Here is a 24,827-nt window from a genome sequence, read left to right as displayed (position 1 = left end):
GGTCCCGCGCCGCGGTCCCCCCCCGCCGCGGCGCGCGGCCGGCCCGTGCCGAGCTCTCTGCCGGTGCCCGGGGCCGATACGGGGGCTGTCCCCACTGTCAGCGGCTGTCAGCGGCTGTCAGTCTCCTGTGCGGGGGCTGACAGCGCGGCCCGGCAGCCTGGTCTGCATCGGACGTGAAGATCCGCAATCACCCATGGAGGGGAGCTCTCGTGACATACGCCTTCCAGGCCGAGGGCCTGGTCAAGCGCTTCGGCCAGACCACCGCGCTGGCCGGCGTCGACCTGGCGGCCCGCCCCGGCACCGTGCTCGGCGTCCTGGGGCCGAACGGCGCCGGCAAGACCACCGCGGTCCGCATCCTGGCCACGCTGCTGCGGCCGGACGGCGGCCGGGCCTCGGTCGCCGGCTACGACGTGGTCAGGCAGCCCGACGAGGTCCGCCGCAGGATCGGCCTCACCGGCCAGTACGCCTCCGTCGACGAGGACCTGACCGGCATGGAGAACCTGGTGCTCATCGGCCGGCTGCTCGACCTGTCCAGGTCCGAGGCCCGCGTCAGGGCCGCCGCGCTGCTGGAGCAGTTCGACCTCACCGAGGCGGGCGGGCGCCGGGCCGGGACCTACTCGGGCGGCATGCGCCGCCGGCTCGACCTGGCCGCCAGCCTGGTCGCCAGGCCCGAGGTGGTCTACCTCGACGAGCCGACCACGGGCCTCGACCCGGCCAAGCGGGACGACGTGTGGACGCTGGTCAGGGAGCAGGTCGCCGAGGGCGTGACCGTGCTGCTGACCACCCAGTACCTGGAGGAGGCCGACGCGCTCGCCGACGAGATAGCCGTGATCGACCACGGCTCGGTCATCGCGCACGGCACCCCGCACGAGCTGAAGGCCGTCGTCGGCGGCCAGACCCTGGAGGTACGGCCGCTGAACCCGGCCGACGTGCCCGCGGTGGCCACCCTGCTCGAAGGGGTCACCGGACACCGCCCCGACTCGCCCGCCAGGGGCGTGCTCAGCGTGCCGGTGGACGGGGACGCGGCGCTCGCGCCCGTGGTCGCGCTGCTGGCCGAGCAGCGCATCGAGGTCACCGAGCTCTCGCTGCGGCTGCCCAGCCTGGACGAGGTGTTCTACTCCCTCACCGGGGAGCGCGCCGACCGGGAGGCGCAGGGCAGCGGCGAGCGGGACGGCAGTCCCGGCGGCGAGCCGGGCCGGCCGGGCACGCAGGACAGGAACGAACCCGACGCGCGGGGCCCGCGGGAGGAGTCTCCCCGGGGACACCTCTCCGGCGCCGCGCAGGCCCGCACCCCGCAGGCCACGAACCGGAAGGAGGCGCCCGCCGCATGAGCACAGAGACCGCCGTCCGCCCGGCCGCCCTCGGCGGCCCGCGCCGCAGCAGCCCCGGTTTCCGGGTGCTCTCGCACAGCCTCACCCTGGCCTGGCGCAGCCTGGTCAAGACCCTCCGCACCCCGGAGCAGCTGATCGACGTCACCCTGCAACCGGTGATCTTCGTCGTGATGTTCCTCTACCTGCTCGGCGGGGCCGTCTCCGGTTCCACCGACGAGTACCTGAGGTTCCTGCTCCCGGCGATCATGGTGCAGACCGTGGTCTTCGCCACGGTCTCCACGGGCGTCAACCTCAACACCGACATCAAGAAGGGCGTCTTCGACCGGTTCCGCAGCCTGCCGATCGCCAGGTCGGCGCCGCTGCTCGGCTCCGTCCTCGGGGACATGGTCAGGTTCGTCGTCTGCATCGCGGTGCTGCTCGGCTTCGGCTACGCCCTCGGCTTCCGGATCGGGACCGACCCGTTCTCGGCGCTCGCCGCCTGCCTGCTGGTCATGGTCTTCGGCTTCGCGCTGATCTGGGCCTCGGTGGTGATCGGCGTCGTCGCCAGGGAGCCTGGCAGCGTGCAGGGGATCATGTTCATGCTGATGTTCCCGCTGACCTTCGGGACCAACATGATCACCCCCACCGACACCCTGCCCGGCTGGCTGCAGTGGTGGGTCAAGGTCAACCCGGTCACCGACGTGATGGAGGCCGCCCGCGGGCTGCTCACCGGGGGCGCGGTCGCCGGGCCCGTCACCCACACCCTGCTGTGGTCAGTGGGCCTGTTCGCGGTGTTCTTCCCCCTCGCGGTCCGCTGCTACCGCCGCAAGGCGTAGCAGCGCGCAGGACTCCTCCCGCGGCAGGGCCAGCCCCCGGTCGTAGGCGGCCCGGTAGGCGTCGGCGCCGAGCTCGGCGCGCAGGCGTTCCACCAGGGCCGCCACGTCCGGGTTCAGCGGGTCGGCCGCGCCGCGCACCCCGGTGGAGGCGCCCAGCGCCCGCGCCGCCCGCTCGGCCTCGCCGCGGGCGGCGCACAGGCACGCGACCGCCACCCCGACCGCGCCGGCCACCGGCATGTCGCGGACGTCGAGGGCCTCGTCGAAGGCCGCCACCAGCCGCTCGGAGGCCCGGTCCAGGTCGCCTTCGGCGAGGTCGATGAGCGCGTGGCTCGCGCCGAGCAGCGCGCTGAGCTGGGGCTGGGCGAAGGTGTGCCGCGCGAACACCTCCGCGACCTTCTCGTAGTGCGCCCTGGCCTCGGCGAGCTCGCCCGAGTAGCGGGCCAGGTCGCCCAGCACGATCATGGCGTGGGCGTATGCGTGCGGCCCGTCCCCGCGCCGCCGCGACCGCTCCGCGATGCCCGCCAGCTCCTCCGCGACCCCCTCGGTCTGGCCGGCGTAGATCCGCAGGCCGGCCAGCCGCAGGCTCAGCTGCTCCGGCTCGTCCTCGGTGTGCAGCGTCCGCATCAGCCGCATCGCCTCCTCGAAGGCCGCGGCCGCCTCGGGGAGCTCGCCGGCGAGCCGGTGCGCCTCGCCCAGTACGGAGAGCGTCATCCCCAGCCCCCAGCGGTCGCCCGCCCGCCTGAACTCCTCGGCCGCCAGGTCGAGTTCCTCGTGACCGGCGGTGAAGTTGCCCTCGTTTTCCCGGATCGCTGCGCGCATCAGGCGCAGCATCCCGCGCACCCACGGGTCCTCCTCGCGCAGTCCGCGCTGCGTCAGCCGCAAGCCCTCCGCCTCCCGGTCGCCGAACATCGCCAGACCCGGTTCGAGGACCGCGAGGATCTTCGGCCGCGGACCGTCGCCCGCCTTCCGCAGCTGCTCGCGCAATTCCTCGGCGGCCGCCTCCGCCTCCTGCGGGTGGCCGCTCGCCGCCTTGCTGAGCACCTGGAAGCCCAGGGCGACCGCCCGGCTCTCCCAGGGGGACTCGCCCGGCACGCCGAGGGCCAGGTCAAGCCAGTGCGCCGCGTCCGGGTGGGTGCCGCGCATCGTCCAGAACATCGCGAGGGCGGCGGCCAGCCGCACGGCCGTCGCCGCGTCCTCGGTGCCGACCGCGTGGTGCAGGGCGGCCAGCAGGTTGTCCCGCTCGGCCATCAGCAGGTCGATCCACTCGATCTGCTCGGGCCCCCGCAGCCGCGGCTCCGCCGTCTCGGCGAGCTCCAGGAAGTACGCGGCGTGCGCGTCCCGCACCCGGCGGGCCCTGCCCTGCTCGGCCAGCCGCTCCAGGCCGTACTCCCGCAGCGTCTCCAGCATCCGGAACCGCGGGGTGGCCGCGTCGGCGCTGGGGGCGCGCTGCAGCAGGGACTTGTCCGCGAGCGAGGTCAGCAGGTCGAGGGCCTCGGGCCCCGGCACCCCGCACACCCCCTCCGCGGTCTGCGGGGTGACCCCGCCGGAGAACACGGCCAGCTGCTCGGCCAGATCGCGCTCGGGCCCGGTGAGCAGTTCCCAGCTCCAGGCGACGACCGCACGCAGCGTCTGGTGCCTGGGCATCGCGGTGCGGCTGCCGCCGGTCAGCAGCCGGAACCTGTCGTCGAGCCTGGCGGCCAGGTGGCCGGGGTCGAGGGAACGCAGCCTGGCCGCGGCCAGCTCGATCGCCAGCGGCAGCCCGTCCAGCCGGCGGCAGATCTCCACGACCGCCGCCACGTTCGAGTCGTCCACGACGAACCCGGGCCGCACGGCGACCGCCCGGTCGGTGAACAGCCGGACCGCCGGGGTGGCGACCGCCTCCTCGGCCGGCGCCTCGGGCCTGGGCAGCCGCAGCGGGCCGACCGGGGACAGGGTCTCCCCGAGGATGCCGAGCGGTTCCCTGCTGGTGGCCAGGATGTGCAACTCCTCGCAGCCGCCCAGCAGGTGGTCGGCCAGCAGCGCGGCCGCCGCGACCAGGTGCTCGCAGTTGTCGAGCACCAGCAGGCTCCGCGGCCCCGACAGCGCCTGGACCAGCAGGCCGAGGGTGTCCTGCCGGACCGGGGTGCGGCGCGGGTCGACCCGCAGCGACAGCGCGCCGCCCAGCGCGTCGAGCACCGCCTGCGGCACGTCCTCCTCTCCGGTGACCGGGGCCAGCTCCGCCACCCACACGCCGCCGGGGAAGTCCTCGGCCAGCGCGGCGGCCGTGGTCGTCGCCAGCCGGGTCTTGCCCGCGCCCCCCGGGCCGACCAGGGTGACCAGGCGGTTCTCCGCGGTCTGCTTGGCGATCAGCCGCAGTTCCTCCTCCCGCCCGATGAAGCTGGTCAGCGCGGCCCGCGGCCTGGCGGGGCGCGGCCACGCCCCGGCCGGCGCCGGGCCGGGCGGCGTGGCCCGCAGCAGCGCCAGGTGCAACTCGCGCAAGGCGGGGGAGGGGTCCGTGCCGAGCTCCTCGGCGAGCAGGCCGCGGTACTCCTCGTAGGCGGCCAGGGCCTCGGCGTGCCGGCCGGCCGCGTACCTGGTGCGCATCAGCAGGCCGCGCGGGCGCTCCCGCAGCGGCTGTGCCGCGACCAGCTCCTCCACCTCGGCCACCACCTCCGCGGCGCGGCCCAGCGCGAGCTCCGCCTCGTACAGGTCCTCCCGCGCGGTCAGCCGCAGCTCCTCCAGGCGGGCCGCGGGCGCCAGGGCGTACGCGGTCTCGCCGGCGTCGGCCAGCGCGGGCCCGCGCCACAGGGCCAGGGCCTCGCGCAGCAGGCCCGCCGCCTGGGCCGCCTCGCCCGCGGCCAGCGCCCGGTGCCCCTGCGCGGCCAGCTGCTCGAAGCGGAAGGCGTCCACCGCCTCGGGCGGCACCGCCAGCCGGTAGCCGCCGGGCTCGGAGACGATCACGTCGGGGCGGGGCAGCGCGCGGCGCAGCCTGGAGACCAGCGACTGGAGGGCGTTGGCCTGGTCGGCGGGCACCGCCTCGCCCCACACGGCGTCGGCCAGCGCCTCCACCCGCACCGGGCACCCGGCGTCGAGGGCGAGCCGGATCAGCAACGCGCGCAGCCTGGCCCCGCCGATGGCGAGCGGACGTCCTTGGGTGGGGCCCACCTGGAGTGGCCCGAGAATGCCGACCTGCACGCGAGCCAGTCTCTCACCGGTGCCGCGGGGCGGACCGCCCGCAGGCGCCCGCCGCCCGGGGCCGGCGTCCCGGGCGGCACGCCGCGCGGCTCAGTGGCCGTGGCCGAGATCCGCGGGGTCGGTGTTCGCGCCGCACAGCACGACGCAGACCTCCTCCGCGGGCGCGGGCACGTAGGCCCCGCAGCGCAGCGCCGCCCAGGCGGTGGCCGCCGCGTGCTCCACGGCGAGCCGGTGCTCGTGCCACAGCGCCCGCCTGGCCGCCACGATCTCCGCGTCGGGCACGAGCACCGAGGCGGCGTGCGGCCGGCCGGCCCAGTACAGGGCGTCGGCCGAGACGCGCCGCGCGCCGAGGGAGTCGGCGGCCACCGAGTCCACCGGCACGTCCACCGGCGCCCCGGCCGCCAGCGCCGCGTGCAGGGCGCGGCAGCGTTCCGGCTCGACCGCCACCACGCGGACCCCGTGGGCGGCGGCCGCGGCGGCCACCCCGGCGAACAGCCCGCCGCCGCCCACCGCGACCAGCACGGTGGTGGTCCCGGGCCGGGCGGCGAGGATCTCCTCCAGCAGGGTGCCCGCGCCCGCGGCGATCAGCGGGTGGTCGTAGGCGTGTGAGGCCAGCGCGCCGGTGGCGGCCGTGAACTCCGCACAGGCGGCCGCCGCCTCCGCGTACTCGGCGCCCACCTGCCGTACCTCGGCGCCGAGTTCGCGCAGCAGCGCCACCTTGACGGCGGGCGCGCCCACCGGCAGGAAGACGGTGGCCGGAATGCCCCGCCTGCCGGCGGCCCAGGCGCAGGCGAGGCCGGCGTTGCCCCCGGAGGCGATGGCGATGCCGGCCTCGGGGACCGCGGCCGACTCCAGGTGGGCGGCGGTGAAGTTCAGGGCGCCGCGGGCCTTGAAGGACCCGGTGTACTGGAGGAATTCGAGCGCGAAGGACAGCCGGGGCCCGCCGGCCGCCAGCGCGGCCGGCCGCACCTGGCCCTCGATGCGCCCCGCGGCCGCCTTGATGTCGTCGTATCCGAGCACGCCCCACCGTAGCCACGGCCGCGGCCCGCTGTCGACGGGCGGCGGCGGGCGGCGGCGGGCGGGCCGTTCGGTGGGGGCCGCCCGGCCGTGGGATAGGTTCACACACCATGAATGTTGCGATCACATCCGGCCATGTTGTTCCGATTGCGGGCGAGCCGATCGACGGCGGCACCGTGCTGATACGCGACGGCAGGATCGCCGCCGTCGGCCCGGACGCGGAGGTGACCGTTCCCGAGGGCGTCCGCACCGTCGACGCCGCGGGCCGCTGGGTGCTCCCCGGCTTCGTCGAGGCCCACGGTCACCTCGGCGTGCACGAGGAGGGCGACGGCTGGGAGGGCAACGACACCAACGAGATGACCGACCCCAACGGGGCCAGGCTGCGCGCCCTCGACGCCATCAACCCCGCCGACCGCGGCTTCGCCGACGCCCTGGCGGGCGGCGTGACCAGCGCCGTCGTCAAGCCGGGCTCGGGAAACCCGATAGGCGGCCAGACCGTGGCCGTCAAGTGCTGGGGCCGCAGCGTCGAGGAGATGCTGATCCGCGAGCCGGTCAGCGTGAAGAGCGCGCTCGGCGAGAACCCGAAGCGGGTCTACGGCGAGAAGAAGCAGCTGCCCTCCACCCGGCAGGGCGTGGCCGCGGTGATCAGGGACGCCTTCACCAGGGCGCAGGACTACCGGGCGCGCCGCGAGCACGCCGCCGCCGAGGGCAAGCCCTTCGACCGCGACCGCACCCTGGAGGTGCTGGTCCGGGTGCTCGACGGGGAACTGCCGTGGTGCCAGCACACCCACCGCGCCGACGACATCTCGACCGCGCTGCGGCTCGCCGACGAGTTCGGCTACCGCGTCGTCATCAACCACGGCACCGAGGCCCACCTGCTGGCCGACGAGATCGCCCGCCGGGAGGTGCCGGTGATCAGCGGGCCCCTCTTCACCACCCGCAGCAAGGTGGAGCTGCGCAACCGCACGCTGGCCAACCCCGGCATCCTCACCCGGGCCGGGGTGAAGGTCGCGATCACCACCGACCACCCGGTGATCCCGATCAACTTCCTGGTGCACCAGGTGACGCTGAGCGTCAAGGAGGGCCTGGAGCGCGAGGGCGCGCTGCGGACCATCACCCTGAACCCGGCCGAGATCCTCGGGCTCGACGACCGGATCGGGGCGCTCAGGCCCGGCCTCGACGGGGACGTGGTGATCTGGTCGGGCGATCCGCTCGACGTGATGAGCCGCGCCCTTCAGGTCTTCGTCGAGGGCCGCGAGGTCTACACCTACGACGAGGCCGCCCGCGAGGGCCGGGTCGCCGACCCCTACTACCGCGAGGCCGTCTGACCCGCCACCGGCCAGCGGCCCACGCCCGGGAGCCCCGGGCATGGGCCGCTGGCCGGCTCGGGCCCGGCTCAGGCCGGGCGCAGCCAGAGGGTGGCCAGGGGCGGCAGCGTGGGGGCGATGCTCGCCTCGTGCCCGTGGCTGGGGTGGCTCTCCGCCTTCAGCGGCTCGGCGTTGCGCACCCCGCCGCCGCCGTACGTCGCCGCGTCGGTGTTCAGCACCTCGGCCCAGGCCGGGACCTCGGCCGGGACGCCGAGGCGGTAGCCGTGCCTGACGACGGGCGAGAAGTTGCAGACCACGAGCAGCTGCGAGCCGTCGGCGGCCCGGCGCAGGAAGGCGAGCACGTTGTCCGAGGCCGCCTCCGCCTCGATCCAGGCGAAGCCGGCCGGGTCGCCGTCGAGCTCCCACAGCGCGGGGGTGTCGCGGTAGAGGGCGTTCAGGTCGTGCACGAGCACCTGCACGCCCAGGTGGTCGTCGGCCGCCCCGTAGGCGGGGTCGAGCACCCACCACTGCGGGCCCTCGGCCTCCGACCACTCCGCGCCCTGGGCGAACTCCTGGCCCATGAAAAGCAGTTGCTTGCCGGGGTGGGACCACATCCAGGCCAGGAACGCGCGGTGGTCGGCGCGGCGGCGCCACCAGTCGCCCGGCATCTTGGAGACCAGGGCCCGCTTGCCGTGCACCACCTCGTCGTGCGAGATCGGCAGGATGTAGTTCTCCGCGTAGGCGTACACCATCGAGAAGGTCAGCTGGCCGTGGTGCCAGGCCCGGTGCACCGGGTCCTTCGACATGTACTGCAGCGAGTCGTGCATCCAGCCCATGTTCCACTTGAAGCCGAAGCCGAGCCCGCCGCGGTCCACGGACCTGGTGACGCCGTCCCAGGCGGTGGACTCCTCCGCGATGGTCACCACGCCGGGGCAGCGCCGGTAGACCGTGGCGTTCATCTCCTGGAGGAACGCGACCGCGTCCAGGTTCTCCCGGCCGCCGTGCTCGTTGGGCAGCCAGCCGCCCTCCGGCCTGGAGTAGTCCAGGTAGAGCATCGAGGCGACGGCGTCCACCCGCAGGCCGTCGACGTGGTACTCCTCGCACCAGTAGACGGCGTTGGCGACCAGGAAGTTCCGCACCTCCCGGCGGCCGTAGTCGAATTCGAGGGTGCCCCAGTCCGGGTGCTCGGACCGGCGCGGGTCCTGGTGCTCGTAGCAGGGCTCGCCGTCGAACCGCGCCAGCGCCCAGCCGTCCTTGGGGAAGTGCGCGGGCACCCAGTCGATCAGCACCCCGATGCCGGCCCGGTGCAGCGAGTCGACCAGGTGCTTGAACTCGTCCGGGGTGCCAAGGCGGGCCGTGGGCGCGTAGTAGCCGGTGACCTGGTAGCCCCAGGAGCCCCCGTAGGGGTGCTCGGCGGGCGGCAGCAGCTCGACGTGGGTGAACCCCAGGTCACGGACGTAGGCGGGCAGTTCGACGGCCAGCTCCCGGTAGCCGAGCCCGGGCCGCCAGGAGGGCAGGTGCACCTCGTAGACCGACATCGGGGCGGCGTGCGGCGCCCGCTGCGCGCGCCGCCGCATCCAGGCCGCGTCCCGCCACTCGTGGGTGCTCTCGTGCACGATCGAGGCCGTGGCGGGCGGGCACTCGGCGCGCCTGGCCATCGGGTCGGCCCGCAGCGTGTGACTGCCGTCGGGGCAGCAGATGTCGAACTTGTACAGCGCGCCCGCCTCCACGCCGGGCAGGAACAGCTCCCACACCCCGCTGGCGCCAAGCGAGCGCATCGGGTGCCGGGTGCCGTCCCAGGCGTTGAAGTCGCCGGCCACCCGCACCCCGCGGGCGTGCGGGGCCCAGACCGTGAAGCGGGTGCCGCGCACCCCCTGGTGGGTCATCGGCCGCGCCCCCAGCGCCTCCCAGAGCCGTTCGTGGCGGCCCTCGGCGATCAGGTGCACGTCGAGCTCGCCGAGCGCGGGCAGGAAGCGGTACGGGTCGTGCACCGGCACCGGGCCGGCCTCGGCGCGGGTGACCAGCAGCGCGTCCTCCCCGGGGCCGGGCAGCTCGGCCTCCGGCAGGACGGCGGAGAACAGGCCGCCTGGCTCGGGGCTCAGCTCGGTGCCGAGCGCGCTCACCCGGCGGGCCCCCGGCTGGAGGGTGCGGATCAGCACCCCGCCCGGCACCCGGTGGGCGCCGAGCAGGGCGTGCGGGTCGTGGTGTTCTCCCCTGAGCAGGCGGGTGCGTTCCTCGGTGGGCAGATGCATCGTGTGTCTCGCTTCAGTCCGGTGCGGCGGCGAGGCGGCGGATCGCCGCCATCGGGACGTGCAGCCACGCGGGGCGGTGCCGGGCCTCGTAGAGGACCTCGTAGACGGCCTTGTCCGTCTCGTACGCCCGCAGCAGCTCGACCTGGTCCATCGGGTCCACTCCCGAGGCGTCCGCATACCCGCGGCAGAAGGCGGCCCGGTTGGCGCGGGACCAGGCGTCGACCCAGGCCCCCGAGGCGCGGTGCTGGCAGGCCGCGTAGTCGAAGGACCTGAGCATGCCGGCGATGTCGCGCACCGGGGGTCCTGGCAGGCGGCGGTCGGCGAGGGGCCGCGCGGGCTCCCCCTCGAAGTCGATCACCGACCAGTGGCTGGTGCCGTGCGCGGACTCGGGCGCGAGCAGCACCTGCCCCAGGTGCAGGTCGCCGTGCAGCCGCTGCACGGGGCAGGTGCCGCCGCGCCGCGCGAACGCCGCCAGCGCCGCGTACGTCCTGCCGAGGCCGTCCCGGAAGGGGCGCAGCGCGGGCACCGCGGCGGCGGCGTCGGCGAGCCGCCCCGCCATCGCCTCCGCGGTGGCCTCCAGATCCTCGCGGCCGAGTTCCGAGGTGGGCAGGGCGGCGGCGAGCGCGGTGTGCACCTCGGCCGTGGCCATGCCGAGGGAGTGCGCGGCCTGGGTGAAGTCGGTGCGGGCGCTCAGCGAGGCGATGGCCAGCTGCCAGCCGTCGGTGCAGCCCGCCAGGTAGGGCTGGAGCACGCCGAGGGTCAGCGGCTCGCCCACGGCGCCGGCGGCGGCGCTGGGGAAGGCGGCCTCGAACCAGGCCGAGGGGGCGGGCACCCGGGTGCACCCGGCCTCGGCCAGGGCGAGCGGCAGCTCCAGGTCGGGGTTGACGCCGGGGCTGACCCGGCGGAACAGCTTGAGGATGTGCTGCTCGCCGTACACCACCGAGGAGTTGGTCTGCTCGCCGGTCAGCACCCTGGCGTCGAGTCCCGAGGGGATGGCGGAGCCGGGGGCGCGGCCGAAGGAGAGGCTGCCGAGCCGCCCGGGGGCGCGCAGCCGTTCCAGCAGCAGGGTGGCGAGCCTGGGGTCGTCGAGCGCCTCGTACACCGCCCGGCCGCGCAGCGGGCCCTCGGTGGGGCGGCCCACGAGGCCGCCGCCGAGCGCGGGCGGCAGCACGGGACGCACCCCGAGGAGCAGCTGGTAGCAGTCGCCCGCGGCCGGCCGGCCCGCGTCCTGCTCCCGGGTGCGCACCAGCAGGTGCAGCAGCCCGGGCGTGTGCCCCTGCGCGGTGCAGGGCAGCAGCTCGGTGGCGGAGACCAGGGTGAGGGCGCTGAGCGGGCGGCCCTTGCCGGCGAACCAGCGCTGCCGCGGCAGCCAGCGGGCGAGCGGCCCGGTGAGGGAGCGCAGCAGGGCGCTGCCGTGCGGGGCGGTGACGAGCGGGAGGCTGGCGGGCGCCGTCCGGGGCGGGGAACTATCCGACGAACTATCCGACATGGCGTCCGACCTGGCGTCCTTTCCCCGAGCACACGAATTGTGTGACGAAGTGTCGCGGATCGCCGTGGCCGTTGCGGTGGCCGCGCGGGACGTGTCGTCAAGGAACGGCCGTGCGGGTGAGTCCCGTGACGCGGATGGGGGCCGGATGAGGGCGGGGCGGCCGGGGAGGGATCACCGCCTGGCCGCCCGGGGGAACGCGGGGTGGGGGGCTTCCCCCAGAGTGGTGCTGGGGGAGCCTTTCCTTTGGGGCCGCCCGCCGCGGCCCGGGGTTCCGGTACGGGGCGTGGCCCCGCCGGGTGCGGATCAGGGCCTCAGGAGACGGCGCCCTTGCGCAGCCGGAACCAGTAGAAGCCGTGTCCTGCCAGGGTCAGCAGGTACGGCAGCTCGCCGATCGGCGGAAAGCGGACGCCGCCGATCAGCTCCACCGGCACGTACCCGGCCCAGGGGCGCAGGTCGAGTTCGGTGGGCTGGGAGAAGCGCGAGAAGTTGTTCACGCACATCACCAGGTCGTCCTGGTACTCGCGCAGGAAGCCGAGGACGGCCGGGTTGGAGGAGGGCAGCTCCGCGTACGAGCCGAGCCCGAAGGCGTGGTTCTGCTTGCGGATCTCCACCATCCGCCGCGTCCAGTGCAGCAGCGAGGCGGGGGAGCTCATCGCCGCCTCGACGTTGGTCACCTGGTAGCCGTGGATGGGGTCCATGATCGTGGGCAGGAAGAGCCGTCCCGGGTCGCAGGAGGAGAAGCCGGCGTTCCTGTCGGGCGTCCACTGCATGGGGGTGCGCACGGCGTCCCGGTCGCCGAGCCAGATGTTGTCGCCCATGCCGATCTCGTCCCCGTAGTACAGGATCGGCGAGCCGGGCAGGGACAGCAGGAGCGCGGTGAACAGCTCGATCTGGTTGCGGTCGTTGTCCAGCAGCGGGGCCAGCCGCCTGCGGATGCCGATGTTGGCGCGCATCCGCGGGTCCTTGGCGTACTCCGCGTACATGTAGTCGCGCTCCTCGTCGGTGACCATCTCCAGGGTCAGCTCGTCGTGGTTGCGCAGGAAGATCCCCCACTGGCAGTTGGTCGGGATCTCGGGGGTCTTGGCGAGGATTTCCGAGACCGGGTAGCGGGACTCGCGGCGCACCGCCATGAAGATGCGCGGCATGACGGGGAAGTGGAAGGCCATGTGGCACTCGTCGCCCCCCTTCTCGTAGTCGCCGAAGTAGTCGACGACGTCCTCGGGCCACTGGTTGGCCTCGGCCAGCAGCACCGTGTCGGGGTAGTGGGCGTCGATCTCGCGCCGCACCCGCTTGAGGAAGGCGTGGGTGGCGGGCAGGTTCTCGCAGTTGGTGCCCTCCTCGGCGAAGAGGTAGGGCACGGCGTCGAGGCGGAAGCCGTCGATGCCCAGGTCGAGCCAGAACCTGAGCGCGGAGAGGATCTCCTCCTGCACTGCCGGGTTGGCGTAGTTGAGGTCCGGCTGGTGCGAGAAGAAGCGATGGAAGTAGTACTGCTTGCGGACCGGGTCGAAGGCCCAGTTGGAGGTCTCGGTGTCGACGAAGATGATCCGCGCGTCGCCGTACTGCTTGTCGTCGTCGGCCCACATGTAGTAGTCGCCGTAGGGCCCGTCGGGGTCGCGGCGCGACTCCTGGAACCAGCGGTGCTGGTCGCTGGTGTGGTTCATGACGAAGTCGATGATGACCCGCATGCCGCGCTGGTGGGCGGCGTCCACGAACTCGACGAAGTCGGCCAGGTCGCCGAACTGCGGCAGCACGTCGTTGTAGTCCGAGACGTCGTACCCGCCGTCGCGGAGCGGCGACTTGAAGAACGGCGGCAGCCACAGGCAGTCGATCCCGAGCCACTGCAGGTAGTCCAGCCGTGCGGTGAGCCCTTTCAGGTCGCCGATTCCGTCGCCGTTGCTGTCCTGGAAGGAGCGGACAAGGACCTCGTAGAAGACCGCGCGCTTGAACCACTGCGGGTCGCGATCGCGGGCTGGCGTGTCCTCGAACGTGTCGAGGACCGGCTCATTGACGCTCATGGTTGGGTGACCCTCCGGTCTGTGAGGACGGTCGCAGGGCCAAGATGTGTGCCGAGGAGGCGTATGCGTCAGCACGGCCCGGCTCAAGCCGCACATAGTTGTCCCTGCCCCAGTAGTAGGTCGCTCCGGTGAGCTCGTCGCACACCGGGAAGGGCTCGGCGCCACCTTCCTGCGCGGGCGTGAGGCCGCACCCATGGAGTTGCGCCATATCCAACGAGATCGTCGCTTCGTGGGTGTGGTGGGGATCGAGGTTGACCACGATGAGCACGCAGTCGGCGTGCGGTGTCCGCGTGCGCTTGGAGTAAGCCAGGATGTGCTCGTTGTTGGTGCGGTGAAAGTGCAGATCGCGAAGCTGACGCAAGGCGGGGTGCCGGCGTCGCAAGTGGTTCAGGAGGGTGATCAGGGGGGTGATGGCGAGGCCCTCGGCCTCGGCGCGCGCCCAGTCGCGCGGCCGCAGCTCGTACTTCTCCGAGTGCGCGTACTCCTCGCTCCCGGGCGCCGCCGGGGTGGCCTCGCACAGCTCGTATCCGGCGTACACGCCCCAGCTGGGGGAGAGCGTGGCGGCCAGGACGGCGCGCGTCTCGAAGGCGGGCCGCCCCCCGTGCTGCAGGTAGGCGTGCAGGATGTCGGGGGTGTTGACGAAGAAGTTGGGGCGCATGTACGCGGCGGCGTCCCCGCTGAGCTCGGTGAGGTACTCGGTGAGCTCGTCCTTGGTGTTGCGCCAGGTGAAGTAGGTGTAGCTCTGCTGGAATCCGATCTGGGCCAGGGTGTGCATCATGGCGGGTCTGGTGAAGGCCTCCGCGAGGAAGATGACGTCCGGGTCGGTCCTGTTGATCTCCGCGATCACCTTCTCCCAGAAGAGCACCGGCTTGGTGTGCGGGTTGTCCACGCGGAAGATGCGTACCCCGTGTGCCATCCAGAAACGGAGAATGCGCAGGGTCTCGTCGACCAGCCCGCGGAAGTCCTGCTCGAAGGAGATCGGGTAGATGTCCTGGTACTTCTTCGGCGGGTTCTCGGCCGAGGCGATGGTGCCGTCAAGGCGCCGCCTGAACCACTCCGGGTGCTCCTTGACCCACGGGTGGTCGGGGCTGCACTGGAGCGCGAAGTCGAGGGCCACCTCGAGGCCGAGTCCCGCCGCGGCGCGGACGAAGGCGTCGAAGTCCTCCAGGGTGCCGAGGTCGGGGTGGACGGCGTCGTGGCCGCCGTCGGCCGAGCCGATCGCCCAGGGGCAGCCGACGTCCTCGGGGCCGGCGGTGAGCGAGCCCCCCGGGCCCTTGCGGTAGGAGACGCCGATGGGGTGCACCGGGGGCAGGTAGACGACGTCGAAGCCCATGGCGGCGATGGCGGGCAGGCGCTCGGCGGCCGTGCGCAGGGTGCCGGAGACCGGGGGCGCGCCGGGGCGCAACCGCGCGCCCTCGGAGCGCGGGAACAGCTCGTACCACGCGCCGAACAGCGCGCGCTCCCGCTCCACGAGCAGCGGCATCGGCCGGGAGGAGGTGAGCAGTTCGCGCAGCGGATGGCGGCGCAGCACCTCGGTGACGGCGGGCGCGAGCGCGGCGGCCAGCCGGTCGGCGCCGGACAGGCCGGGGTCGCCGAGCGCCTCCGCCGCCCGGAGCACGATCCTGCGGCCCTCCAGCTTGGGCACGCCCGCGGCGGCCTGCCGCAGGAGGGCGGCGCCCTCGGCGAGGGTGAGTTCGGTGTCCACGCCCGCCGGGATCTTGGCCTTGGCGACCTCCCGCCAGGTGGCCACCGGGTCGCCCCAGGCCTCCACCGCGTAGGTCCAGCGGCCCTCGCAGTCCGGGGTGACCTCGGCGCCCCAGCGGTCGGTGCCCGGGGCGAGTTCGCGCATCGGCGTCCACGGCCCGCCGCGCCCCCTGGGGTCGCGCAGCACCACGTTCGCGCCCACGGCCTCGGCGCCCTCCCGGAAGACGGTCGCGGTCACCAGGAAGGTCTCGCCTGGCACCGCCTTGACCGGGCGGCGCCCGCAGTCAACGCGGGGCTGGACGTCGAGAACGGGGATGCGACCGATCATGTGGGGACCACCTGGAGGCGTGAAGGGGACACTTCGCCCCCGCGTGGGGGCTTTTATCGACTCTGCGTCCCTTTGTATCGGTTTCGCCGCTTAGTGGCCGCTCGTGGGGATGGTCGCCCTGGGGCGCGTTCACCCGGCTGGTGGCGCGGAAGCCCCGCCGCCCCGGCGGCGCCCGGGCGGCCGTGCAACGACCGGGCCCCCACGCCCTGGGGGACGTGGGGGCCCGGCGGTGGGGGTGATCGGCGGTGGCCTTCACCGGTGGCCGGCCGGCGCCGGCGGGCGGACGCCGGCCGGCGGACCTCACCGGTAGCTGATGTCGGACTCCGCGTACCGGCAGTGCGAGCCGTCGGGTCCGCTGCCGCTCTCCTCGGGCTCGTCGCCCTCGTCGTTGCCGATGTACCGCTGGCAGGGCGTCACCTCGCGGTCCTCGTCGCCGACGAGCGTGATGTTCCTGAGCGTCGCCGTGTCGCCGTAGTTCTCGTTGATGCCCGCCACCCGGCTTGCGGGCACGGTCAGTTCGACCCCGTCGAGGACCGCGTCCCGCTGGTACTGGGTGGAGCAGTTGCCGCAGGAGCGGTAGAACGTGGTGAAGTCCTCGGCGGCGAAGTTCCGGACGGTCAGCGTGCCGCCGCCGTTGTGCTGGAACACCTTGTCCTCGCCGTTCCTGGCCGCGCCCCCGGTGACGAGGAACTGCGAGTCGGCGTCGCCCCGGAAGGTGGCCGCGTCCTCGCCGATGTCCTCCCACCAGACGTTCTCCAGCGTGCAGCTGCCCTCGCAGTGCACGCCGTCGGCCCCGGGCGAGCCGATGAGGACGTTGCTCAGCGTCCCGCCCTCCTCCACCTCGAACACCGGGTCCTGGTCCTCGCCCTGCCCGCCGTCGCCGAGGCCGGAGCCGGGCACGTACCGCACGTTGCCGCCGTCGAAGTCGCCGTCCACGGTGATCGTCTCGTCGACCACGACCTCGTCCGTGGCCTCGGGCCAGTCCGCGGCCAGGGGCGCCGTGCTCTCGCCGGTCCGGTACGCCGCGGGGGCCGCCCCCTCCGTGGCGGTGGCCGCCCGCGCGGCGGCCCGCTCGGCGAGCGGCGCGCCCGCCGGGACGCCGCGCAGGGCGGAGGGCGCCACGTCGAAGGAGTTCGCGCCCGACTCGCCGATGGCGAAGCTCGGGTAAGGCGGCTGGTTGTAGGCGGTGTTCTGCCAGGCCACGCCGGTGCGGTACATGCGGTCCTGCAGCAGTGCCGGGACCGAGATGTTGGTGGCGACGTCCGTGGAGTAGATCCGCAGCGCGCTGCTGTCCGTGGTGCGCCAGATCACCTCCTCGCGCCAGTCGCCGAGGATGTCGGCGGAGAGCACGGGCACGGCCTTGGTGCCGTTGTCGGAGGCCACGCCAGAGGCGGTCAGCAGCCGGGTGTCGCCGCTCGGCCCGTACTTGTCGATGTGGGTGTCGTCCAGCAGCTCGCGGCTGGCGTCGCCGTCCCACCAGGCCAGGAAGTTGACGCTGGAGGGCTTGCGGCCGACGGCGTCCCCGTCCACGTTGCGCAGCGAGTCGTCGTGGGCCGACCAGAACTCCGCGCCCGGGTTGCCCGCCCAGATGTCGCCGGCCACCCCGCGCCCGTTGTCGGAGCCGGAGGCGGTCTGCCACAGCACGTTGCCGTTCTGCGGGTCGATGTAGAGGGAGCCGGGCTGTCCCGAGGACTCGGAGACCTTGAAGTACTCCAGGCCCGGGTTGTCCGGGTCGAAGTCGCCCAGGTGCTGCGCGTCGCCGTGCCCGGTGCCGGTGGACCACAGGGGGTCGCCGTCGTCGTCCACGGCCATCGCCCCGTAGACGATCTCGTCCCGGTTGTCGCCGTCCACGTCGCCGACGGAGATGTTGTGGCTGCCCTGCCCGGCGTAGCGGGAGCCCTCGTCGTCGCTGTCGAAGACCCAGCGCTGCGTCAGCGAGGAGCCGTCGAAGTCCCAGGCGGCGATGACCGAACGGGTGTAGTAGCCGCGGCACATGATCAGCGAGGGGTGCGAGCCGTCGAGGTAGGCGGTGGCGGCCAGGAAGCGGTCCACGCGGTTGCCGTAGTCGTCGCCCCAGTCGGCGACGTTGCCCCGGGCCGGCACGTAGTCCACGGTGTCGACGGCCGCGCCGGTGGCGCCGTCGAACATGGTCAGGTACTCGGGGCCGCTGAGCACGTAGCCGCTGCTGTTGCGGTAGTCGGCGCTCGCGTTGCCGATGACGTGGCCCTGCCCGTCCACGGTCGCGTCCGCGGTCTTCATGGCGACCTCGGCGGAACCGTCGCCGTCGTAGTCGAACACCTGGAACTGCGTGTAGTGCTGGCCCGCCCGGATGTTGCGGCCCAGGTCGATGCGCCACAGCCGCCGGCCGCTCAGGGTGTAGCCGTCCACGTAGACGTTGCCGGTGACGCCGGACTGCGAGTTGTCCTTGGAGTTGCTCGGGTCCCACTTGAGGACGATGTCGAGCTGCCCGTCGCCGTCGAGGTCGCCCACCGAGGCGTCGTTGGCCGAGTAGGTGTAGCCGGAGCCGCCGGCGGGCGGGCTGAGCGGGATGTCCCTGGTGGCGTCGGGCATCACCACCGCCTCGGTGGACTCCCGCAGCTCCACGCCGCCGGAGACGGTGGCGACGGTGTACGCGGCGCTCGGCTTGGCGCCCTCGTCGAGGAAGTCCGTCACGCCGGTCAGCGGCTCCTCGTTGACCCGGGTGCCGTCCCGGTAGAGGTTGAAGGCGACGTCGTCCGGGTCGGTGGCCAGCAGGCGCCAGCTGACGAGGTTGCCCTCGCCCGTGCCCACGCTGACCAGCCCGCGGTCGAGGCGGTCCATCTGGTACCCGGCCGGCTCCTGCGCGGCGGCCGCCGGGGCCCGGCCGCCCGCCTGTGCGGAGCCGGCGGCCTGGGCGAGCGCGGTCAGCCCTCCGGTGGTGAGTGCGGTGGCGAGCCCGAGGGCGAGCAGCATCCTGCCCGGCCTTCTTGCGCCTTTGCGGTGCACGGTTGGCACGCGTCTCTCCTGATCTCGTGGGGGGATTGTTCACGCGGCTGTTGCCGCCGCATGCCGGCCGGGTTGCCGAGCCCCGCGGAATCCTCGGAAACGTCATAAGTGCGCCGCTTTGCACGCCGGTTGTCCGCTTTTCGCGCCGTAGATATCAGGTCGGTATCGCCTATCTACGCGGGTTCACAGCTATGTTCCTGCGCAGTAATGTGCCTGCACCGAACGCCGTACCACCGCCGACCCATGAGGTGGACAATGCGCATAGCAAGACCCAAAGCCGCGCGGATTCTCGCGGCCGCCGTCGCGATCGGACTGGTCGTCAGCGGCTGCGCGAGCGAACGCGACGATGGCGACTCCGAGGGCGACTCGGACACGTTCGTCTTCGGGAACGCGGGTGACCCGGCCTCTCTCGACCCGGGACTCGCCAGCGACGGTGAGACGTTCCGGATCACCCACCAGGTTTTCGAAACGCTGCTGACCCACGAGTCGGGGACGGCGGAGCTGACCGGCGGGCTGGCCGAGAGCTGGGAGAGCAACCCCGAGGGCACCCAGTGGACGTTCCACCTGCGGGACGGAGTGAAGTTCCACGACGGCGCGGACCTGACCGGCGAGGTGGTCTGCCAGAACTTCGACCGTTGGTACAACTGGACCGGCACATACCAGAACACGACATTGTCGTATTACTGGCAGGCGGTGTTCGGCGGCTTCGCGCACAACGAGAGCGAGGAGACGCCGGAGCCCAACTACGTGGGCTGCACGGCGCCGGACGACCTGACCGCCGTCATCGAGGTCGCCCATCCCTCGGCCAACTACCCGGGCGGATTCTCCGTCGAGGCATTCGGAATCCAGTCGCCGAACGCCATCGAGGCCATGGCCGAGGACGATCCGAGCGGCGAGGGCGAGAACATCACCTTCCCCGACTACAGCCAGGAGGCGGGCGTCGTCTCCGGCACCGGCCCCTTCGAGATCAGCGAGTGGGACAAGAGCAACGGGGAGGTCACCCTCAAGCGGTTCGACGACTACTGGGGCGACCGCGCGGGAGTGAGCACCCTCGTCTTCCGCACCATCCCGGAGGAGGACGCCAGACGCCAGGCGCTCCAGGCGGGCGACATCGACGGCTACGACCTGGTCGCGCCGGCCGACGTGGAGACGCTGGAGGCCGACGGCTTCCAGGTCCCGGTCCGCGACGTGTTCAACATCCTGTACCTCGGCATCACCCAGGACAGCGACCCGGCCCTTGAGGAACTGCCGGTCAGACAGGCCCTCGCCTACGCGCTCGACCGGCAGAACATCGTCGACACCCAGCTGCCCGAGGGCGGCGTGGTGGCCACCCAGTTCGTGCCGCACACGATCGAGGGCTACTCGGAGAACGTCACCACCTACGAGCACGACCCCGAGAAGGCAAGGGAGTTGCTCGCCCAGTCCGGGCACGAGGACCTCTCCCTCGACTTCTGCTACCCGACGGAGGTCACCCGGCCCTACATGCCGGCCCCTGCCGACATCTACGAGCTGCTGCGGGCCGACCTGGAGGACGTCGGCATCACCGTCAACCCGGTCCCGCTGAAGTGGAACCCGGACTACACCGAGACCACCAGGGACGGCGGCTGCAACGTCTACCTGCTCGGCTGGACCGGCGACTTCAACGACGCCTTCAACTTCCTGGGCACCTGGTTCGGCAGCTACCAAAAGGAGTGGGGCTTCCGCAACGAGGACCTGTTCGACCTGATGGCGCAGGCCGAGGTGGAGCCGGACGTGGACACCCGCGTCGGCCTCTACCAGCAGATCAACGAGATGATCATGGACTTCCTGCCGGGCGTGCCGATCTCCAGCTCCCCGCCGTCCATCGCCTTCGCCCCTGACGTCAACCCGCCGAACGTCTCCCCGCTCACCCGGGAGAACTACGCAGAGGTCAGCTTCAAGGACTGAAGCCCCGCGCGCGCAGGCCCGGATCGCTTCCCGCCCGGCCACGGCACCCCGTGGCCGGGCGGGTCGCTGAACGGCCCTGGCGCGCCGGCACACCGTCCCTTCCCACCCCCGCACAGAAGGCGAATTCCAAGCTGATTTCCCACAGCTGAGATAACCGAGCAGAGAAAGGGACCCTCGGTGCTCCGTCTCATCATCCGCAGGCTGCTGCAGCTGATACCCACGCTGCTCGGCCTGTCGGTCCTGCTGTTCCTCTGGCTGCACCAGCTGCCAGGCGGACCGGCCTCCGCGCTGCTCGGCGAGCGCGGAACCGAGGCCGACCGGCGACAGATCGAGGAGTCGCTCGGCCTCAACGACCCCGTCTGGGTGCAGTACGGCCGCTGGATGCAGCGCCTGGTGCACCTGGACCTCGGCGACTCGGTGCGCACCGGGCGCCCCGTGTGGGAGGAGTTCACCCAGCGCTTCCCCGCCACCGTCGAACTCGCCCTCTCCGCCATCCTGATCGCCGTCGTGGTCGGCATTCCGCTCGGCTACTTCGCCGCCAGGAGGCGCGGCAGCTGGCTGGACGTCACGGCCGTCTCCGGCTCGCTCATCGGGATCTGCATCCCGGTGTTCTTCCTCGGCTTCATCCTGCGGGCGATCTTCGCGGTCAACCTCGGCTGGCTGCCCAGCTTCGGGCGCCAGACCACCGGCATCAACGCCACCGAGGTCACCGGCTTCTACGTGCTCGACGGCCTGCTGACCGGGGAGTGGGACGCCTCCTGGGACGCGGTCGAGCACCTGATCCTGCCCGGCGTCGCCCTGGCCTCCATCCCGCTCGCGGTCATCGTGCGGATCACCCGCGCCAGCGTGCTGGAGGTGCTCGGCGAGGACTACGTGCGCACCGCCGAGTCCAAGGGCCTGCAGCGGCGCGTGGTGCGCTCGCGGCACGTGCTGCGCAACGCGCTGCTCCCGGTCGTCACGACCGTCGGCCTGCTCACCGGCAGCCTGCTCTCCGGGGCCGTGCTCACCGAGTCCGTCTTCGCCTTCGGCGGCATCGGCTCGTTCATCAAGGAGGCGATCGACAACCGGGACTACCCCGTCCTCATGGGCTTCATCCTCTTCATCGCACTCCTGTACGTCGCCATCAATCTCCTGGTCGACCTCGCCTACAGCCTCATCGACCCGAGAGTGCGGGTGAACTGATGACCACCAAGACCGAGAAGCTCGACCGGCTGGCGGAGCTCACCACCCGCACCGAGTCCACCGCCGGCGGCAGCCTGTGGCGGGAGGCGCTGCGGCGGCTGCGGCGCAGCAAGATGGCCCTCATCGGCGCCGTCATCATGGCCGTGTTCGTCGTCGTGGCCATCGTCGGGCCCTGGATCGCGCCCTACGACCCGACCGACCAGACCTGGCGCGACGAGGTCCTGGTCAACCACGCCCAGTTCGTCGGCCCGCGCGGCGGCAACTGGCTCGGCCTCGACCACCTCGGCCGCGACGAGCTGTCCAGGATGCTGGTCGGCACCAGGCAGACGCTGCTGGTCGGCGTCGTCTCGACGCTGCTCGGCTTCGCCGTCGGCGCGCTGACCGGCGGCATCTCCGGGGCCGCCCTCGCCTTCGGCGGGCGCGCCGGGCGGCGCCTCGACACCGTCCTCATGCGGCTGATCGACATGATGCTCGCGCTGCCCTCGCTGCTGCTCGCGGTCAGCGTGGCCGCCATCATGGGCCAGAGCCTGACCACCGTCATGATCGCCGTCGGCGTGGTGCAGATCCCCGTGTTCGCGCGCCTGCTGCGCGGCTCCATGCTCGCCCAGGCGGGGGCCGACTACGTGCTGGCCGCCCGCTCGCTCGGCGTGCGCCGCCGCCGGATCGTGCTGGCCCACGTGCTGCCCAACTCCCTGGGCCCGGTCATCGTGCAGGCGACCCTGGCCCTGGCCACCGCCATCATCGAGGCCGCCGCCCTGTCCTATCTGGGCCTCGGCAACCCGGACGCCTCCCAGCCCGAGTGGGGCGTCATGCTCGCCCAGGCCCAGCGCTTCTTCGACGCCGCCCCGATGATGGCCGTCTACCCGGCGGTCGGCATCATCGTCACCTCGCTCGGCTTCACGCTGCTCGGCGAGGCCATGCGGGAAGCGCTCGACCCGAAACTGCGGAGCTGATGTCATGCCCTTGCTTTCCGTGGACGAACTGACGGTGACCTTCACCGGCCACGGCGCGCCCGACGTCGCCGCCGTCTGTGGGGTCTCCTTCCAGGTCGACGAGTCCCAGGTGGTGGGCCTGGTGGGCGAGTCGGGCTGCGGCAAGAGCGTCACCTCGCTCGCCCTCATGGGCCTGCTCCCGCAGCGCGGGGTGCGCATCGGCGGACGGGCCGAGTTCGACGGCACCGACCTGCTGAGGCTGCGCCAGGCCCGGCTGCGCGACCTGCGCGGCAGCCAGCTCGCCATGATCTTCCAGGACCCGCTCTCCTCGCTGAACCCGGTGGTGCCCATCGGGGTCCAGGTCACCGAGATCCTCAGCCGCCACCGCGGGCTGCGCGGCTCCGCGGCCCGCAAGGAGGCCGCCGAGCTGCTCGACCGGGTCGGCATTCCCGACCCGACGCGGCGCCTGAAGGAGTACCCCCACCAGCTGTCCGGCGGCATGCGGCAGCGCGCCCTCATCGCGATGGCCGTCGCCTGCGCGCCCCGGCTGCTGATCGCGGACGAGCCCACCACCGCGCTCGACGTGACGATCCAGGCGCAGATCCTGGAGCTGCTCAAGGAGCTGGTCGACCAGCAGGGCACCGCCCTTTTGATGATCACGCACGACCTGGGCGTGGTCGCCGGCCTGTGCGACCGGGTCAACGTGCTGTACGCGGGCAAGGTGGTGGAGGCCGCCGACCGGCGCCCGCTGTTCGCCGAGGCCGCCCACCCCTACGCGCACGGGCTGCTCGGCTCCATCCCGCGCCTGGACGCGCCCCGGGGCGAGCGGCTGCGGCCCATCCGCGGCTCGATCAACGACCGCATCGACTGGGGGGACGGCTGCGCCTTCGCGCCGCGGTGCGACTTCTCCACCGAGGAGTGCCTGGACGGCGGCCTCCCCCTCACCCTGCTGCCCGGGCGCGAGGCCCACCGGGTGCGCTGCGTCCACCCGGTGGCCGCCGCCCCGGGGGACGGCGCCGGGGACGGGCCAGGGAACGCCGGGAACGGCCCCGGGAACACCGCCGGGAACGACCCCGGGAACACCGCCGAGAACACCGCCGAGGGCAGCCCCGGGGAAAACCCGGAAGGCGACGCCGCCGAGACGACGGAGGCCACCTCATGACCCTGCTCGAACTGGACGAGGTCAAGGTCCACTTCCCGGTCAGGCGCGGCATCCTCTTCGACCGCACCGTGGGCCACGTCTACGCGGTGGACGGCGTCTCGCTCAGCGTCTCCGCCGGCCAGACCTACGGCCTGGTGGGGGAGTCGGGCTGCGGCAAGACCACCCTGGGCCGGGCCGTCCTGCGGCTCAACGAGATCACCTCGGGCCGCGTCGTCTTCGACGGCACCGACCTGGCCGCCCTGCCGGCCGAGGAGATGCGCCGCGCCCGCCGCCGCCTGCAGATGGTCTTCCAGGACCCCCTCGGCAGCCTCAACCCCCGCCAGAACATCGAGTCGGTCCTCGCCGAGGGCATGGCCGCCCACGGCCTGGGCGCCGACCGGGCGGAGCGCCGCGCCAAGATCCTGGAGATCCTCGACCGGGTCGGCCTGCCCGCCGGCTCCCTGTCGCGTTACCCGCACGAGTTCTCCGGGGGCCAGCGGCAGCGCATCGGCATCGCCAGGGCCCTGGTCCTCGAACCCGACCTCGTCATCTGCGACGAGCCGGTCTCCGCGCTCGACGTCTCCATCCAGGCCCAGGTGCTCAACCTCCTGGAGGAGCTGCAGGACTCCCTCGGGCTCACCTACCTGGTCATCGCCCACGACCTGGCCGTGGTCCGGCACATCTCGGACGTCATCGGGGTGATGTACCTCGGCTCGCTGGTCGAGGAGGCCCCGAGCGACGCCCTGTACTCCGACCCGCGCCACCCGTACACCCGGGCGCTGATGTCGGCGGTCCCGGTGCCCGACCCCGAGGTGGAGGACACCAGGGAGCGGATTCTGCTGCGCGGCGACCTGCCGTCCCCGGCCGGCCCGCCCGCCGGCTGCCGCTTCCACACCCGCTGCCCCTGGCGGCAGCCCGAGCGCTGCGCCACCGAGCGGCCCGAGCTGACCGACGTGGGCGGCGGGCACCGGGTGGCCTGCCACTACGCGGCCGAGATCGCCGAGGGCACCCTCCGGCCCAACCGGGAGCTGGCCCCGCCGATCCTGCACCAGCCGGGCACTCTCACGGGCTTCGAGGCGGAGGCCGCCGAGGCCGCCGCGGAGCCGGGGGCGGCCGCGGGCCCCGAGGCCGGACCCGGCGGGCCCCCGGACGGCGGCCCGGGGCAGGGGCCGCAGCCGCTCATTCCCTGACCGCCGGCCCGTGGTCCCCGGGGGTGGTTTAGCGGCCCG

14 protein-coding genes and 2 pseudogenes are annotated in these 24,827 nt (G+C 73.1%); 8 read left to right on the top strand and 8 right to left on the bottom strand.

Going from position 1 to position 24,827, the window contains the following annotated elements; translation table 11 throughout:
* The first annotated feature begins 209 nt into the window (after positions 1-209).
* Both D7294_RS17515 and D7294_RS17510 read left to right on the top strand, forming a co-directional pair.
* Positions 210-1,331: an ATP-binding cassette domain-containing protein gene (locus tag D7294_RS17515; RefSeq protein ID WP_120680746.1), complete on the top strand. Its 1,122-nt coding sequence runs from the start codon at positions 210-212 to the stop codon at positions 1,329-1,331.
* On the top strand, positions 1,328-2,146 hold the full coding sequence (locus D7294_RS17510) for an ABC transporter permease (RefSeq protein ID WP_120680744.1): 819 nt from the start codon (positions 1,328-1,330) through the stop codon (positions 2,144-2,146). The genes D7294_RS17515 and D7294_RS17510 overlap by 4 nt, the downstream gene beginning before the upstream one ends.
* On the opposite strand, the gene D7294_RS33735 is transcribed toward D7294_RS17510, so the two are convergent.
* Positions 2,084-5,320: an AfsR/SARP family transcriptional regulator gene (locus tag D7294_RS33735; protein WP_277751101.1), complete on the bottom strand. Its 3,237-nt coding sequence runs from the start codon at positions 5,318-5,320 to the stop codon at positions 2,084-2,086. The genes D7294_RS17510 and D7294_RS33735 overlap by 63 nt on opposite strands.
* A 90-nt stretch (positions 5,321-5,410) precedes the next feature.
* Positions 5,411-6,340: a serine/threonine dehydratase gene (locus tag D7294_RS17500; protein WP_120680739.1), complete on the bottom strand. Its 930-nt coding sequence runs from the start codon at positions 6,338-6,340 to the stop codon at positions 5,411-5,413.
* Positions 6,341-6,447: 107 nt separating this feature from the next.
* Here D7294_RS17500 and D7294_RS17495 point away from each other — a divergent pair, with 107 nt between their 5' ends.
* On the top strand, positions 6,448-7,665 hold the full coding sequence (locus tag D7294_RS17495) for an amidohydrolase (protein ID WP_120680737.1): 1,218 nt from the start codon (positions 6,448-6,450) through the stop codon (positions 7,663-7,665).
* 68 nt (positions 7,666-7,733) lie between these two features.
* On the opposite strand, the gene glgB is transcribed toward D7294_RS17495, so the two are convergent.
* The 6 genes and pseudogenes from glgB to D7294_RS32485 form a co-directional block, all read right to left on the bottom strand.
* A complete protein-coding gene (gene glgB / locus D7294_RS17490; protein WP_174248367.1) occupies positions 7,734-9,896 on the bottom strand; it encodes a 1,4-alpha-glucan branching enzyme in 2,163 nt (720 codons plus the stop codon).
* A gap of 13 nt (positions 9,897-9,909) precedes the next feature.
* A complete protein-coding gene (locus D7294_RS17485) occupies positions 9,910-11,385 on the bottom strand; it encodes a maltokinase N-terminal cap-like domain-containing protein (RefSeq protein ID WP_120680733.1) in 1,476 nt (491 codons plus the stop codon).
* A gap of 311 nt (positions 11,386-11,696) precedes the next feature.
* A complete protein-coding gene (gene treS / locus D7294_RS17480; RefSeq protein ID WP_120680731.1) occupies positions 11,697-13,400 on the bottom strand; it encodes a maltose alpha-D-glucosyltransferase in 1,704 nt (567 codons plus the stop codon).
* Positions 13,387-15,432: an alpha-1,4-glucan--maltose-1-phosphate maltosyltransferase gene (locus D7294_RS17475; RefSeq protein WP_120680729.1), complete on the bottom strand. Its 2,046-nt coding sequence runs from the start codon at positions 15,430-15,432 to the stop codon at positions 13,387-13,389. Before D7294_RS17475 ends, treS begins: the two co-directional genes overlap by 14 nt.
* Positions 15,433-15,732: 300 nt before the next feature.
* Positions 15,733-16,404, bottom strand: a pseudogene (locus D7294_RS33240) (pectate lyase); the annotation flags it as partial.
* 168 nt (positions 16,405-16,572) lie between these two features.
* Positions 16,573-18,384, bottom strand: a pseudogene (locus tag D7294_RS32485) (rhamnogalacturonan lyase); the annotation flags it as partial.
* Between the two features lie 288 nt (positions 18,385-18,672).
* Here D7294_RS32485 and D7294_RS17465 point away from each other — a divergent pair.
* From D7294_RS17465 to D7294_RS17445, 5 genes are all read left to right on the top strand, one after another.
* Complete coding sequence (locus D7294_RS17465) at positions 18,673-20,343, top strand: ABC transporter substrate-binding protein (RefSeq protein ID WP_120680727.1); 1,671 nt, start codon at positions 18,673-18,675, stop codon at positions 20,341-20,343.
* A gap of 177 nt (positions 20,344-20,520) precedes the next feature.
* On the top strand, positions 20,521-21,525 hold the full coding sequence (locus D7294_RS17460; protein WP_120680725.1) for an ABC transporter permease: 1,005 nt from the start codon (positions 20,521-20,523) through the stop codon (positions 21,523-21,525).
* Entirely contained in the window at positions 21,525-22,478 is a 954-nt protein-coding gene (locus tag D7294_RS17455) for an ABC transporter permease (RefSeq protein WP_120680723.1), read from the top strand. Before D7294_RS17460 ends, D7294_RS17455 begins: the two co-directional genes overlap by 1 nt.
* Before the next feature lie 4 nt (positions 22,479-22,482).
* Positions 22,483-23,619, top strand: coding sequence for an ABC transporter ATP-binding protein (locus tag D7294_RS17450; protein WP_120680721.1), 1,137 nt, complete (start codon positions 22,483-22,485; stop codon positions 23,617-23,619).
* Positions 23,616-24,788: an ABC transporter ATP-binding protein gene (locus tag D7294_RS17445; RefSeq protein WP_120680720.1), complete on the top strand. Its 1,173-nt coding sequence runs from the start codon at positions 23,616-23,618 to the stop codon at positions 24,786-24,788. The genes D7294_RS17450 and D7294_RS17445 overlap by 4 nt, the downstream gene beginning before the upstream one ends.
* Positions 24,789-24,827 lie beyond the last annotated feature (39 nt).

The sequence above is a fragment of the Streptomyces hoynatensis genome (assembly GCF_003626535.1).
Classification (GTDB): Bacteria; Actinomycetota; Actinomycetes; order Streptomycetales; family Streptomycetaceae; genus Streptomyces; species Streptomyces hoynatensis.
The sequence above is the reverse complement of the archived record's forward strand: the minus strand, read 5'-3'. Positions and strand labels throughout refer to the sequence as shown.

What these genes read in the sequence shown, in the direction of transcription:
- D7294_RS17510 (WP_120680744.1), top strand. Translation starts at nt 1,328, where the DNA reads ATGAGCACAGAGACCGCCGTCCGCCCGGCCGCCCTCGGCGGCCCGCGC.
- D7294_RS17495 (WP_120680737.1), top strand. Translation starts at nt 6,448, where the DNA reads ATGAATGTTGCGATCACATCCGGCCATGTTGTTCCGATTGCGGGCGAG.
- glgB (WP_174248367.1), bottom strand. Translation starts at nt 9,896, where the DNA reads ATGCATCTGCCCACCGAGGAACGCACCCGCCTGCTCAGGGGAGAACAC.
- D7294_RS17485 (WP_120680733.1), bottom strand. Translation starts at nt 11,385, where the DNA reads ATGTCGGATAGTTCGTCGGATAGTTCCCCGCCCCGGACGGCGCCCGCC.
- treS (WP_120680731.1), bottom strand. Translation starts at nt 13,400, where the DNA reads ATGAGCGTCAATGAGCCGGTCCTCGACACGTTCGAGGACACGCCAGCC.
- D7294_RS17475 (WP_120680729.1), bottom strand. Translation starts at nt 15,432, where the DNA reads ATGATCGGTCGCATCCCCGTTCTCGACGTCCAGCCCCGCGTTGACTGC.
- D7294_RS17465 (WP_120680727.1), top strand. Translation starts at nt 18,673, where the DNA reads ATGCGCATAGCAAGACCCAAAGCCGCGCGGATTCTCGCGGCCGCCGTC.
- D7294_RS17455 (WP_120680723.1), top strand. Translation starts at nt 21,525, where the DNA reads ATGACCACCAAGACCGAGAAGCTCGACCGGCTGGCGGAGCTCACCACC.
- D7294_RS17450 (WP_120680721.1), top strand. Translation starts at nt 22,483, where the DNA reads ATGCCCTTGCTTTCCGTGGACGAACTGACGGTGACCTTCACCGGCCAC.
- D7294_RS17445 (WP_120680720.1), top strand. Translation starts at nt 23,616, where the DNA reads ATGACCCTGCTCGAACTGGACGAGGTCAAGGTCCACTTCCCGGTCAGG.